This window comes from Streptomyces sp. NPDC041068 (assembly GCF_040647455.1).
Classification (GTDB): domain Bacteria; phylum Actinomycetota; class Actinomycetes; order Streptomycetales; family Streptomycetaceae; genus Streptomyces.
The window spans coordinates 61,944-75,612 of record NZ_JBEZCG010000020.1; the positions used below are offsets into that span (position 1 = coordinate 61,944).

Consider the following 13,669-nt stretch of genomic DNA (forward strand, 5'->3'; position numbering starts at 1 on the left):
CGTAGGGTGGTCGCGCTATGACGAAGCCCTCCCTCCCCGAGCTCCTGCACGCCGCCGTCACCGCTGTCGGCGGCACGGAACGCCCTGGCCAGGTGTCCATGGCCGAGTCCGTCGCCGAGGCGATCGACGACAACTCCCACCTGCTGGTCCAGGCCGGTACCGGCACGGGCAAATCCCTCGGCTACCTGGTCCCGGCCCTGGCACACGGGGAGCGTGTGGTGGTCGCGACGGCCACCCTCGCCCTGCAGCGCCAGCTCGTGGAGCGGGACCTGCCGCGCACGGTGGACGCGCTGCACCCGCTGCTCCGCCGCCGCCCCCAGTTCGCGATGCTCAAGGGCCGCTCGAACTATCTGTGCCTGCACCGCCTCCACGAGGGCGTGCCGCAGGACGAGGAGGAGGGCCTCTTCGACCAGTTCGAGGCGGCCGCCCCCACGAGCAAGCTGGGGCAGGACCTCCTGCGCATGAGGGACTGGGCGGACGAGACCGAGACGGGCGACCGCGACGACCTCACCCCGGGCGTCTCCGACCGTGCCTGGGCGCAGGTGTCCGTCTCCTCCAGGGAGTGCCTCGGCGCTTCGAAGTGTGCCTATGGGGCGGAGTGCTTCGCCGAGGCGGCCCGTGAGCGGGCCAAGCTCTCCGAGGTCGTCGTCACGAACCACGCGCTGCTCGCGATCGACGCCATCGAGGGCGCTCCGGTCCTGCCGCAGCACGAGGTACTGATCGTGGACGAGGCCCATGAGCTGGTCTCCCGTGTCACCGGCGTGGCCACAGGAGAGCTCACTCCTGGGCAGGTCAACCGTGCCGTGCGCCGCGCGGCCAAGCTGGTCAACGAAAAGGCGGCGGACCAGCTCCAGACGGCCTCCGAGGGCTTCGAGCGGCTGATGGAGCTGGCCCTGCCCGGCCGCCTGGAAGAGATCCCCGAAGACCTCGGGTACGCCTTGATGGCTCTTCGTGACGCCGCCCGCACGGTGATCACGGCGCTCGGCTCCACCCGGGACAAGTCGGTCCAGGACGAGGACGCGGTCCGCAAGCAGGCGCTCGCCTCCGTGGAGTCGATCCACGACGTGGCGGAGCGCATCACGAACGGCTCCGAGTACGACGTCGTCTGGTACGAACGCCACGAGCGCTTCGGTGCCTCCCTGCGTGTGGCCCCGATGTCCGTGTCCGGGCTCCTCCGGGAGAAGCTCTTCGCCGAGCGTTCGGTGATCCTCACCTCCGCGACGCTCAAGCTCGGCGGCGACTTCAACGGGGTCGGGGCGTCACTCGGCCTGGCCCCGGAGGGCACGGAATCCGAGGACGCCCCGGTCTGGAAGGGCCTCGACGTCGGCTCCCCGTTCGACTACGGCAAGCAGGGCATTCTCTACGTGGCCAAGCACCTGGCCCGTCCGGGCCGTGAGGGCACCCGCAGCGACATGCTCGATGAGCTGGCCGAGCTGATCGAGGCGGCCGGCGGTCGTACGCTCGGGCTGTTCTCCTCCATGCGCGCTGCTCAGAGCGCGGCTGAGGAACTGCGGGAGCGCCTTGACATGCCGATTCTCCTGCAGGGCGAGGAGACCCTGGGCGAGCTGATCAAGGGCTTCGCGGCGGACTCGAAGACCTGTCTCTTCGGGACCCTCTCGCTCTGGCAGGGCGTCGACGTGCCGGGTCCCAGCTGCCAGTTGGTGATCATGGACAAGATTCCGTTCCCGCGCCCCGACGACCCACTGATGAGCGCCCGCCAGAAGGCGGTCGACGACGCCGGTGGCAACGGCTTCATGGCCGTCGCGGCCACGCACGCGGCCCTTCTGATGGCACAGGGCGCGGGACGTCTCGTCCGGGCTTCCGGGGACCGCGGAGTGGTCGCTGTACTGGACCCCCGCCTGGCCACCGCGCGCTACGGCAGCTATCTGAAGGCTTCTCTGCCCGACTTCTGGTACACGACGGACCGCAACCAGGTCCGCCGCTCCCTGGCAGCGATCGACGCCGCGGCCAAGGCCGAAGAGGCGTAGCGCTCGGTGCTGTGGCAGTGCCTGAAGCGGCGGTGCCACAGTACTGAGCACCCCCGCTGCCACAGCCTGAGCGCTCCCAGACGCAGCAGGGCCCCGGAACCGGCGCAGTTGGTCCCGGGGCCCGGTCAGGGGCGGAGTCTCACACCCGCCGCAGCACCGCCACGACCTTGCCGAGGATCGTCGCCTCGTCGCCGGGGATCGGCTGGTACGCGGAGTTGTGCGGGAGCAGCCAGACGTGCCCGTCCTCACGCTTGAAGCGCTTCACCGTCGCCTCACCGTCCAGCATGGCGGCCACGATGTCGCCGTTCTCCGCGACGGGCTGGCGGCGCACCGTGACCCAGTCGCCGTCACAGATCGCGGCCTCGATCATCGAGTCGCCGACGACCTTCAGGACGAAGAGCTCACCGTCACCCACGAGCTGCCGGGGGAGGGGGAAGACGTCCTCCACCGACTCCTCGGCGAGGATCGGTCCACCGGCCGCGATGCGGCCCACGAGCGGAACGTACGAAGCGGCCGGCTTGCCGGTGGTGTCCGTGGGCTGGCTGCTCGGCTGGTCCGAGCCACGCACCTCGTACGCGCGCGGGCGGTGGGGGTCGCGGCGCAGGAAGCCCTTGCGCTCCAGAGCCATCAGCTGATGGGCGACCGAGGAGGTGCTGGAGAGTCCGACCGCCTGACCGATCTCCCGCATCGACGGCGGGTAGCCGCGCCGCTGCACGGAGTCCCTGATGACCTCGATCACCCGGCGCTGCCGGTCGGTGAGCCCCGAGCTGTCGGCGCGGATGCCTGGAGGTCGGCCCGGCAGGGAGCGAGTGGGCTTGGGCCCCTCCTGGTTCGTGGCTGCTTCATTCATGGCATGCACCGGCTCGAGTCGGCTCTGGGAGCGGTCCTGGGCAGTGATGGTGGCGCTGTCTGCGGTGGTGGTCACGTCGGTCGGCCCCTCTCGAGATGTTCTCTCCCTAGCTAGCCAACGGTAGTTGCTTTCGAAAGGTTGCGCCAAACACACGTTCGAGTGAAAAATCGCAGATTGCCTGACGTGATCATGTGTCCGGGTGTATGGCTCGCGCTGGGGCCGAATGGCAATTCGGTTCATTACGGTACGCTTCACCGCCGAGGCCGTGAGCCCCTCGGTGGAGCTCCCATAGTGCCACCCGGTGCCCTGTCAACCCGGCACCGGCCCCCGTTCCTGAGCGGTGCGAGTGACAGCTTCGTGCCTCCGGCGCGGTCCGGGCGGCGCGACACGCGCAGGGCGGGAAAAGCGGCCAAACCCCAGATCTAGTGGTTGGATTGCATCAGCGGCCCAGAAGTTGTGGTCCCTGGTCTTTCGGGGCCTCGGGGATCGCCTATGCTTGGGGCTGCTTCGAGGGCCCCAAGGGTCCGTTGAGGCTTATGAGTCGTGCCATGAAGGAGGGTTGGGAGTTCCATGCACTGCCCCTTCTGCAGGCACCCCGACAGCCGCGTAGTCGACAGCCGCACCACTGACGACGGCACGTCGATCCGCAGGCGCCGTCAGTGCCCCGACTGCTCCCGTCGTTTCACGACCGTGGAGACGTGCTCGCTGATGGTGGTCAAGCGCAGCGGCGTGACGGAGCCCTTCAGTCGTACGAAGGTCATCAATGGCGTCCGTAAGGCGTGCCAGGGGCGGCCGGTGACCGAGGACGCCCTCGCTCTGCTCGGCCAGCGGGTCGAAGAGGCGGTGCGCGCCACCGGAAGCGCCGAACTGACCACTCACGACGTGGGCCTTGCCATACTCGGTCCGCTGCAGGAGCTCGACCTCGTCGCCTACCTGCGCTTTGCGTCCGTGTACCGGGCCTTCGACTCGCTCGAGGACTTCGAGGCTGCCATCGGGGAGCTGAGGGAACAGCGGCTCGACGCGGAGCCGTGCGACGCGGACGGTGAGCGCGTCGTGAACGACTGCGGGCCTGGAGGGACTGTCGAAGTCCCGGTGCCCGCCACCGCCGCCGACTGACCGGCTGATCGACCGGCCGGCGGCGAACCAGACCTGTTGAGGGTGTCCTCCGTGATGCCCGCAACACCAGACACACATCCGTGCCACGGGAAGAACGTGGCACTTCAGGGCGTTTTAGCCTGATACAGGGAGGCGGCATGACCGAGACGACGAGCGGCCCGGCACGAGGTTCCCGCGCCAAGGGATCCAAGGCCAGCAAGGGTCTGCGTATCGAGCGCATCCACACCACCCCCGGCGTACATCCGTACGACGAGGTGGTCTGGGAGCGTCGTGACGTCGTCATGACCAACTGGCGCGACGGCTCGGTCAACTTCGAGCAGCGTGGCGTCGAGTTCCCCGACTTCTGGTCGGTGAACGCGGTCAACATCGTCACCAGCAAGTACTTCCGCGGGGCTGTCGGCACCCCGCAGCGCGAGACCGGCCTCAAGCAGCTGATCGACCGCATCGTGAAGACGTACCGCAAGGCCGGCGAGGACTACAACTACTTTGCCTCGCCCGCCGACGCGGAGATCTTCGAGCACGAGCTGGCGTACGCCCTCCTGCACCAGATCTTCAGCTTCAACTCGCCGGTCTGGTTCAACGTCGGAACGCCCCAGCCCCAGCAGGTGTCCGCCTGCTTCATCCTGGCCGTCGACGACTCCATGGAGTCGATCCTCGACTGGTACAAGGAAGAGGGCATGATCTTCAAGGGCGGCTCCGGCGCCGGCCTGAACCTCTCCCGTATCCGTTCCTCCAAGGAACTGCTGTCCTCCGGAGGCAACGCCTCGGGTCCGGTCTCCTTCATGCGCGGTGCCGACGCCTCCGCCGGAACCATCAAGTCTGGTGGCGCCACGCGCCGGGCGGCCAAGATGGTCATCCTCGACGTCGACCACCCCGACATCGAGGGCTTCATCGAGACCAAGGTGAAGGAAGAGGAGAAGATCCGCGCCCTGCGCGACGCGGGCTTCGACATGGACCTGGGCGGCGACGACATCACGTCCGTCCAGTACCAGAACGCCAACAACTCGGTGCGCGTGAACGACGAGTTCATGAAGGCCGTCGAGTCCGGCTCCAAGTTCGGTCTGCGCGCCCGCATGACCGGCGACGTCATCGAGGAGGTCGACGCCAAGTCGCTCTTCCGCAAGATGGCCGAGGCCGCCTGGGCGTGTGCCGACCCCGGCATCCAGTACGACGACACCATCAACGCCTGGCACACCTGCCCGGAGTCCGGCCGGATCAACGGCTCGAACCCGTGCAGCGAGTACATGCACCTGGACAACACGTCCTGCAACCTCGCCTCGCTGAACCTGATGAAGTTCCTGAAGGACGACGGCAAGGGCAACCAGTCCTTCGACTCCGAGCGCTTCGCCAAGGTCGTCGAGATGGTCATCACCGCGATGGACATCTCGATCTGCTTCGCGGACTTCCCGACGCAGAAGATCGGCGAGAACACCCGCGCCTTCCGTCAGCTGGGCATCGGTTACGCCAACCTCGGCGCTCTCCTGATGGCCACCGGTCACGCGTACGACTCCGACGGCGGCCGTGCCCTCGCCGGTGCCATCACGTCGCTGATGACGGGTACGTCGTACAAGCGTTCCGCCGAGCTGGCCGCGGTCGTCGGTGCCTACGACGGCTATGCCCGCAACGCCACGCCGCACAAGCGCGTCATGAAGCAGCACGCCGACGCCAACGCCGCGGCCGTCCGCATCGACGACCTGGACACGCCGATCTGGGCCGCCGCCACGGAGGCCTGGCAGGACGTGATCCGCCTCGGTGAGAAGAACGGTTTCCGTAACTCCCAGGCGTCCGTCATCGCCCCGACCGGCACCATCGGTCTCGCGATGTCCTGCGACACCACCGGCCTGGAGCCCGACCTCGCCCTGGTCAAGTTCAAGAAGCTCGTCGGCGGCGGCTCGATGCAGATCGTCAACGGCACCGTGCCGCAGGCCCTGCGTCGCCTGGGCTACCAGGAGGAGCAGATCGAGGCGATCGTCGCCCACATCGCCGAGAACGGCAATGTGATCGACGCCCCCGGCCTGAAGACCGAGCACTACGAGGTCTTTGACTGCGCCATGGGCGAGCGCTCCATCTCCGCGATGGGCCACGTCCGCATGATGGCCGCGATCCAGCCGTGGATCTCGGGCGCCCTCTCCAAGACGGTCAACCTTCCGGAGACCGCCACCGTCGAGGACGTCGAAGAGGTCTACTTCGAGGCCTGGAAGATGGGCGTCAAGGCGCTCGCCATCTACCGCGACAACTGCAAGGTCGGCCAGCCGCTCTCCGCCAAGAAGAAGGAGGACGAGAAGGCCGAGATCACCGAGAAGACCGAGGACACGATCCGTGCCGCGGTCGAGAAGGTGGTCGAGTACCGCCCGGTCCGCAAGCGCCTCCCGAAGGGCCGTCCCGGCATCACCACCTCCTTCACGGTGGGCGGCGCCGAGGGCTACATGACCGCCAACTCCTACCCGGACGACGGTCTCGGCGAGGTCTTCCTGAAGATGTCCAAGCAGGGCTCGACCCTCGCGGGCATGATGGACGCCTTCTCCATCGCGGTCTCGGTCGGTCTGCAGTACGGCGTGCCCCTGGAGACGTACGTCTCCAAGTTCACGAACATGCGCTTCGAGCCGGCCGGCATGACGGACGACCCGGACGTGCGGATGGCGCAGTCGATCGTCGACTACATCTTCCGTCGCCTGGCGCTGGACTTCCTGCCCTTCGAGACGCGCTCCGCGCTCGGCATCCACTCCGCCGAGGAGCGTCAGCGTCACCTGGAGACGGGTTCGTACGAGCCCGCCGAGGACGAGGTCGACGTCGAGGGCCTGGCCCAGTCCGCGCCGCGGCAGACCGAGTCCCTGAAGGCGGTCTCCACGCCGAAGGCGGAGGCCGAGACGGTCAAGCCCGCCCCGCAGCAGGCGCACACCAGTGCCGAGCTCGTCGAGATGCAGCTGGGCATCCAGGCCGATGCGCCGCTGTGCTTCTCCTGCGGTACGAAGATGCAGCGCGCCGGCTCCTGCTACATCTGCGAGGGCTGCGGCTCGACCAGCGGCTGCAGCTGACCCTGGTGAGGCCGTGCCGGAGGCGACTCCGGCACGGGCCGCGCGGGTAGCCGATTGACGGCACACGAAGGGGATCGACACATCGTCGGTCCCCTTCGGCGTGCTCGGCGTGCGAGAGCCCGCCTCCGGCGTACGGCGCGCTCTAGAGCTCGGCACCCATGAGCGAGGCGAACGTGGTCGGGTCGGCGTCGAAGCCGCGGATGGCCTCGCGGAACGACCACGCCCCGGATGCGTCCCGGGTGAATTCCGCGACGGTCGAGGCCGTGCATCCGGAGACACCGGCCAGGTCGGTGTGTGCCAGGTTCGTGTGGCCCTCGCGGATCCGGACCGCGGTGTTCGCGATGTCGCCGAACACCTTCTGCTGCTCCTGCTGCTGTATGGCGACTCCCACGACGACACGGGTGAACGAGGGGGCGAGGCGCTCCAGTTCCAGGGTCATGACCTCGTCGAAACCGAAGCCCTGGCCCGTCCTGCTGTCCCGGTTGAGCGTGATCGTGCCGTCGGGGGAGCGGCTGTCGAAGTGCACGAGGTACTCCGGGTTGCCGTACGGAGCGTCCCCCGTGTACGTCGCGGCGATGATGTCGAGGTCGTTGGGCGGTGCTCCGACCGGGCTCGGATCCCACCTGAGCCCGACTTCGACCTTCTTGATCCCCTTGCTGACACTGCTCACTGGGCTACCCCCTCCTTGTGGCCTGGCCGCTGCGGATTCACCAGGCCTGTCCCACATACACGCTACGGCGTACGACTGACAACGTCGTAGCGTCCCTGGTCAGGAGCGGGGCAACTGGGCAGAGGGGAAAGCGGGTTGGCACGCGGAGCGGCTCTGGAGATCATCGCTGCATGACATGGAACGGGGAAGAGCTCGATTTCGAGGCCTACTTGGCGAGACTCGGGCACACAGGCGGGACGAAGCCGGATCTGGACACGCTGCGCACACTCCACAGGGAGCATGTGGCGGCGATTCCCTTCGAGAACCTCGAGATGATGCTCGGCCGTCCGGTTCCGCTGGAGCTGACGGCATTGCAGGACAAGATGGTGCACAGGCGGCGGGGCGGCTACTGCTACGAACAGAACCTTCTCTTCGCCGCGGCGCTCGAACGCATCGGCTTCGAGGTCACCGGACTTGGAGCCCGTGTGCGGGCCGGAGCGTCCTCCACGCGCGCGGTGACGCACATGCTTCTGAAAGTCGAGGTGGACGGCGAACTGTGGCAGTGCGACGTCGGGTTCGGCGGCGACGGGCTGCTCGAACCGATCCCGATGCGCGCCGGTGCGGAGGCGCGGCAAGGGGAGTGGCGTTACGGGCTTCGGCAGGAGGACGACGGGGTCTTGGTGCTGCGGACATGTGGCCCCGAGGGGTGGTTCGACCTCTATGCGTACACCCAGGAACGGCGCCTTCCCGTCGACTACGTAGTGATGAACCACTACACATCGACCCACCCCAAGTCGTCGTTCATCCGGCGCCCGGTGATGCAGAAGGCCTCTCCGGAGACGCGACGTCGGCTCGTGGGGGATCAGCTGACGGTGACGCGCGCGGACGGTTCGACGGACGAACGAACCGTTCCTGTGGGCGAATTGACGGATGTTCTCGTCCGGGAGTTCGGTATTGAACTTGATGCCGATGATTCGTCCGAGCTGATCCGGGTGCACTACGCCGGAGCGTGACCCGGGCCACGCTCCGCGCCGTACGATGGCGCGGTGCTGGTCAAGTGGATTCGCTGCACCGTGGTCGATCGTCGGGGGTTCGAGCGAGGGCAGCGGAAGTGGGCGGGGCTTCTGGGGGAGCCGGGGTTCCGGGGGCAGGGCGGGGGGTGGAGCAGAGGCCGGCCGGGGGTCGCCCATGTCTTCGCCTTCTGGGAGAGCCGTGCTTTTTACGACTCCTTCATGGCTCGCTCGCACGACCGTCTCGCGGCTGCTCAGTCGGGCACTTACAAGGACCTCCAGGCCAAGCTCTTCGACCACCGATTCGATGTGAAGACGGGGTTCGAACCGCGCTTCACGGACGCGGACGTGGTGCGCGTCGCGCACTGCCGGGTCCGTGAGGCGCGGGTGGAGCACTTCGCGTTGATGCAGGAGAAGGTCTGGAACCCGGCGATGGCCGGTTCGCCGGGAATGCTGCGGGGTCTCTTCGGAGAGGCGCCCGGCCATGAATTCCTGGTGCTCTCCATGTGGCAGTCGGCCGCGGAGCACGGCAAGTACCGCGTGGAGCGGGTGGAGCGCCTCTCGCTGCGAGCGCAGACGGAGGCGGATGTCGCCGCGCTGGCGGGTGACGTCGTGAACTTGGAGCCGTCGTGGACGGTGTGAACGCGGCTCCGCTGTGGGTGCGGGTGCGGGCGTGAGCCCCGCACTTCACTGACGTACCGGCGCCGTCACCGCCTGGTGTACGCGCCCTCGCGGGTGGCGGCGACGGCTGCCGCCGCCGATTGCTCGGCGAGCGCCATGTCGATCGGCTCGCGCGTGATGAACACGCGGAGCAGCAGCGGGGCGGACACGGCTCGGACGAGGGCTGCCGCGTCGGTGTCCGGGGCTGCCTCACCTCGTGCCACGGCCCGTGCGACGACCGCCTCGCAGCGGCTGAACCGCTCGGCGTAGAAGGAGTGCAGGGCCTCGGCCGCCCGTGTCGACTGGAAGGCCGCCGCGACGAAGGCGGTGGGTGCCGCGGCCGCCGCTTCGTCGGAGAAGGAATCGACCACTTCTCGGGCGAGCTCGCGGAGGTCGCCTTCCAGGCTGCCGGTGTCCGGCGGGGTCCAAGTGTCCTCGCCGGCCATGTTCAGGGCGTCGGCGACCAGTCCTTCGAGGCCGCCCCAGCGGCGGTACAGCGTGGTCTTGTGGACTCCCGAGTGATCGGCGACGTACTCGACGGTGAGGCCGGGGTAGCCGTGGTCGGCGAGGCCGCTCAGCACGGCGTCGCGGACGGCCGCGCGGGTGCGGGCCGTGCGGCCGCCGGGGCGGCGGGTGCCGGGTGCGGGTGATGTCGCCTCGGCTCGTCCGCGCTGCTCGACTCCGTCGGATCCGTGCTGTTGCGGGCTCCGCGCGCCCGCGCTCCGGTCGGCCGCCATCGGCTTGTCCGCCATCGATTCGTTCCTTCTCCGTCGCCCTGCCTCGCACGCAATCGCAACCTGTGTTGCGTTAGTCCGAGCAGTGTGTCACACTCGCCGTAATGCAACTGAGGTTGCGTTTGTTCGGGTGGATCACAACCGGGGGTGCCTTTGCCTACTCAGATCTCTCTGCATCGCGTGACCAAGACGCGTGGCGAGCGGCTGCTGCTCGACGGGGTGTCGCTGGCGATCAGGCCGGGGGAGCGCATAGGCGTCGTGGGGGAGAACGGCGCGGGGAAGTCCACGCTGCTGCACCTGATGGCAGGCGACGAGCGTCCCGACGAGGGCGAGGTCGTGACCGTCGCCGAGCGAGGAGCGGGACTTCTCGCACAGACTCCCCAACTGTCGGCCGACCGCAGTGTCGGCGACGCGATCGACGCGGCGCTGGCCGAACTGCGGTCGCTGGAGGGGAGGTTGCGTGCCCTCGAGGCGGGCCTCGGCTCCGCGACCGAGCAGGAGCTGGGTGCGTACGGAGACCTACTGACGGCGTTCGAACTGCGCGGCGGCTATGAGGCGGACGCGCGCGTGGACAAGGCGATGCACGGTCTTGGGCTCGGGCACATCGGCCGGGACCGGGCCCTGGGCAGCCTGTCCGGCGGCGAGCAGGCGCGGCTCGGCCTGGCCTGCCTCATCGCTGCCGCACCCGAGGTCATGCTCCTGGACGAGCCGACCAACCATCTGGACGAAGGTGCGCTGGACTGGTTGGAGAGCGCCCTGTCCGCGCATCGCGGGACCGTGGTCGCGGTCTCCCACGACCGCACCTTCCTGGAGCGTGTGGCCACCGCGATTCTCGAAGTCGACGCCGACCGCCGGACCGTGGTGCGACACGGCGGGGGCTATCAGGGGCTGGTCGCGGAGCGGGCGGCCGCTCGGCAGCGCTGGGAGCAGGAGTACGCGCAGTGGTGCGAGGAGACGAGCCGTCTCCAGGAGTTCATGGCCACCACGGCCCACGCCGTCGCCGGCGGACGTGGCATGAAGGACAACAACAAAATGGCGTACGACCGGGCGGGAGGCCGGGTACAGGCCTCCGTCGCGGGGCGTGTGCGCAACGCACAGGAACGGCTCCGCAGGCTGAGGGAGCAGCCGGTGCCCAAGCCCCCCGAGCCGCTCAGCTTCGCGGCACGCCCTGTGGTGGGCGCCACCGAGGGGGCCCTGGTCACCCTGCGGGACGTGCGCGTGGGCGAGCGGCTGGCCGTGGACGAGCTCACGGTGTCGGCCGGTGAGCGGCTGCTGATCCACGGGGGCAACGGCGCGGGGAAGTCCACGCTGCTGCGCACCATGGCGGGCGTACTCGAACCCGACGAGGGCACGGTGGTTCGCAGAGGCCGGATCGGCTATCTCGCCCAGGAGATACCGGTACGACGCCCCGCCGAGCCCGTCCTCGAGGTGTTCGGCAGGGGATTGGGACTCACCGAGGAGGAACAGGCGGAACTGCTCCTGTCGTACGGCCTGTTCCGCCCCCGTGACCTGCACGTGCCCGTAGGCGCGCTGTCCGCGGGACAGCGCAGGAGGCTGGCCCTCGCGCGGCTCCTTGCCCGGCCCGCCGACCTGCTGCTGCTCGACGAGCCTGCCAACCACCTGGCACTCGGCCTGGTCGAGGACCTGGAAGCGGCGCTCGACCAGTGGACGGGAGCCCTGGTCGTCGTCTCGCACGACCGGTTGCTGCGCCGGCGCTTCACGGGCCGGATACGCCGGATGGAGTCCGGACGGCTACCCGACTGAGCCGCCCGCCGGTGAGCCGATCTAGGGTTTCCGCATGGCACGCCCGCGGCGCATCATCCTGGTCCGGCACGGCGAGTCGGCTGGAAACGCCGACGACACCGTGTACGAGCGCGAGCCCGATCACGCGCTCGCGCTGACCGAAACGGGGTGGTCCCAAGCGGGGGAGACGGGCAAGCACCTGCGGGAACTGCTGGGCCGCGAGCGGGTGAGCGTGTACGTCTCGCCGTACCGTCGCACCCACGAGACCTTGCAGGCGTTCCGGCTCGACCCCGAGCTGATGCGCGTACGGGAGGAACCGAGGCTGCGCGAGCAGGACTGGGGGAACTGGCAGGACAGGGACGACGTACGGCTGCAGAAGGCGTACCGCGACGCGTACGGGCACTTCTTCTACCGCTTCGCGCAGGGGGAGTCGGGAGCCGACGTCTACGACAGGGTGGGCGCTTTCCTGGAGAGCCTGTACCGCAGCTTCGAGGCCCCGGACCATCCTCCGAACGTCCTGCTGGTCACGCACGGGCTGACCATGCGGCTGTTCTGCATGCGCTGGTTCCACTGGTCGGTGGCCGAGTTCGAGTCGCTGTCCAATCCGGGAAACGGGGAGATGAGGATGCTCGTGCTCGGTGAGGACGGCAAGTACACGCTGGACCGGCCATTCGAACGCTGGCGCGAGCCCGAGCCGTACGGCGTCACCGGTTGGAACGGCGTCACCGGATAGAGTGGCAGGGCGATGACCGCTGACTCCTCTCCCGACCGGCGCCTGGAGCGCGCTCTGGCCAGCCTGCGCGGACTGGCGGTGGGGGACGCGCTGGGCTCCCAGTTCTTCGTGCCCGCGCACTACCCGCTGCTCAAGCGCCGACAGCTGCCCGACGCCCCTTGGCAGTGGACCGACGACACCGAGATGGCCTGCTCCGTGCTGGCCGTCCTCATCAAGCACCGACGGATCGACCAGGATGCGCTCGCCCGGTCGTTCGCCGAGCACCACGACTTCGACCGCGGCTACGGGCCCGCCGTGAACCACCTGCTGAGGCAGGTGAGGGAAGGCGGGGACTGGCGCGAGCTGGCCTCCGCGCTCTTCAAGGGGCAGGGGTCCTGGGGCAACGGCGCCGCGATGCGGATCGCCCCGCTCGGCGCCTGGTACGCGGACGACCCGGAGCAGGCGACACACCAGGCGGAGATCTCGGCCTACCCCACGCACCAGCACCGCGAGGCCGTCGTCGGGGCCATGGCCGTGGCCGCAGCCGCCGCGTTGACGGCCGACCCCGCGGGACCGCCGACACCCAAGGCGCTCCTCGACGGCGTCATCGCTCTGGTGCCGCGCAGTGCCGTGGGCGCGGGGCTGCGCCGGGCGCGCGACATGCTCGACTACGGCGATGCCGGGACGGTCGCTGCGGTGCTCGGATGCGGGCGTCGCACGACGGCGCATGACACGGTGCCGTTCGCGCTGTGGTCGGCCGCCCGCGGCCTCGACTCGTACGAGAGGGCCATCTGGGACACCGCGCAGGTGGGCGGCGACATGGACACGACCTGCGCCATCGTGGGCGGCGTGGTCGCTTCCCGTGAGGCCGGGGCACCGCCCGCGGAGTGGCTGGAGCGGACCGAGACGCTGCCCGGCTGGGTCCCCCTCGGGGCGGTCTGACGCCGAGGGCGGCGGGCCTCGATCCCCGGGAGCCCGATCGCCATGAGCCCCACTGTCACGGTCGTGCCACAGGCATGACCGGGCAGGAGGGCCTTGGGCGAGAGCCCGGCTACGCTGGGGCGGGTCGCTAGTTGATCTTGGCTCGCGTGCGTTGAACGAGATGCCGGTTCCGGTAGCCCTGCGGCCCTGCGAGCGCCGTGCGCTGCGCGTGTGGACCGGCCGGGAGGGGG

At 69.1% G+C, this 13,669-nt stretch carries 11 protein-coding genes; 8 read left to right on the plus strand and 3 right to left on the minus strand.

Annotation, left to right across the window (positions count from 1 at the left end):
- Nucleotides 1-17 precede the first annotated feature (17 nt).
- Nucleotides 18-1,988, plus strand: a complete 1,971-nt coding sequence (locus AB0B50_RS36520) for an ATP-dependent DNA helicase (protein ID WP_362340135.1) — start codon at nt 18-20, stop codon at nt 1,986-1,988.
- Between the two features lie 139 nt (nt 1,989-2,127).
- Here the strand turns inward: AB0B50_RS36520 and lexA are convergent, their stop codons facing one another.
- A complete protein-coding gene (gene lexA / locus AB0B50_RS36525) occupies nt 2,128-2,913 on the minus strand; it encodes a transcriptional repressor LexA (protein WP_362340136.1) in 786 nt (261 codons plus the stop codon).
- Nucleotides 2,914-3,408: 495 nt separating this feature from the next.
- Between lexA and nrdR the strand changes: the two genes are divergently transcribed.
- The gene (nrdR, locus tag AB0B50_RS36530) at nt 3,409-3,954 is read left to right on the plus strand and encodes a transcriptional regulator NrdR (RefSeq protein ID WP_098245171.1); all 546 of its coding nucleotides are present in this window, start codon (nt 3,409-3,411) and stop codon (nt 3,952-3,954) included.
- A 137-nt stretch (nt 3,955-4,091) separates the two neighbouring features.
- Nucleotides 4,092-6,989 (plus strand): vitamin B12-dependent ribonucleotide reductase, encoded by a 2,898-nt coding sequence (locus tag AB0B50_RS36535; protein WP_362340137.1) that lies wholly within the window; start codon nt 4,092-4,094, stop codon nt 6,987-6,989.
- 142 nt (nt 6,990-7,131) lie between these two features.
- On the opposite strand, the gene AB0B50_RS36540 is transcribed toward AB0B50_RS36535, so the two are convergent.
- On the minus strand, nt 7,132-7,659 hold the full coding sequence (locus AB0B50_RS36540; RefSeq protein ID WP_362340138.1) for a TerD family protein: 528 nt from the start codon (nt 7,657-7,659) through the stop codon (nt 7,132-7,134).
- Nucleotides 7,660-7,829: 170 nt separating this feature from the next.
- Between AB0B50_RS36540 and AB0B50_RS36545 the strand changes: the two genes are divergently transcribed.
- Together AB0B50_RS36545 and AB0B50_RS36550 are read left to right on the plus strand one after the other, a co-directional pair.
- Nucleotides 7,830-8,651 (plus strand): arylamine N-acetyltransferase, encoded by an 822-nt coding sequence (locus tag AB0B50_RS36545; RefSeq protein WP_362340139.1) that lies wholly within the window; start codon nt 7,830-7,832, stop codon nt 8,649-8,651.
- 33 nt (nt 8,652-8,684) lie between these two features.
- Nucleotides 8,685-9,290, plus strand: coding sequence for a YdbC family protein (locus tag AB0B50_RS36550; RefSeq protein WP_362340140.1), 606 nt, complete (start codon nt 8,685-8,687; stop codon nt 9,288-9,290).
- 65 nt (nt 9,291-9,355) lie between these two features.
- Here the strand turns inward: AB0B50_RS36550 and AB0B50_RS36555 are convergent, their stop codons facing one another.
- Nucleotides 9,356-10,060, minus strand: coding sequence for a TetR/AcrR family transcriptional regulator C-terminal ligand-binding domain-containing protein (locus AB0B50_RS36555; protein WP_362340141.1), 705 nt, complete (start codon nt 10,058-10,060; stop codon nt 9,356-9,358).
- Nucleotides 10,061-10,195: 135 nt separating this feature from the next.
- On the opposite strand from AB0B50_RS36555, the gene abc-f reads away from it, so the two are divergent.
- From abc-f to AB0B50_RS36570, 3 genes are read left to right on the plus strand one after another with little or no spacing between them, the layout of a single operon-like run.
- On the plus strand, nt 10,196-11,806 hold the full coding sequence (abc-f, locus tag AB0B50_RS36560) for a ribosomal protection-like ABC-F family protein (RefSeq protein WP_362340142.1): 1,611 nt from the start codon (nt 10,196-10,198) through the stop codon (nt 11,804-11,806).
- A 34-nt stretch (nt 11,807-11,840) separates the two neighbouring features.
- Nucleotides 11,841-12,518, plus strand: coding sequence for a phosphoglycerate mutase family protein (locus AB0B50_RS36565; protein WP_362340143.1), 678 nt, complete (start codon nt 11,841-11,843; stop codon nt 12,516-12,518).
- A 12-nt stretch (nt 12,519-12,530) separates the two neighbouring features.
- On the plus strand, nt 12,531-13,439 hold the full coding sequence (locus tag AB0B50_RS36570; RefSeq protein WP_362340144.1) for an ADP-ribosylglycohydrolase family protein: 909 nt from the start codon (nt 12,531-12,533) through the stop codon (nt 13,437-13,439).
- Nucleotides 13,440-13,669 lie beyond the last annotated feature (230 nt).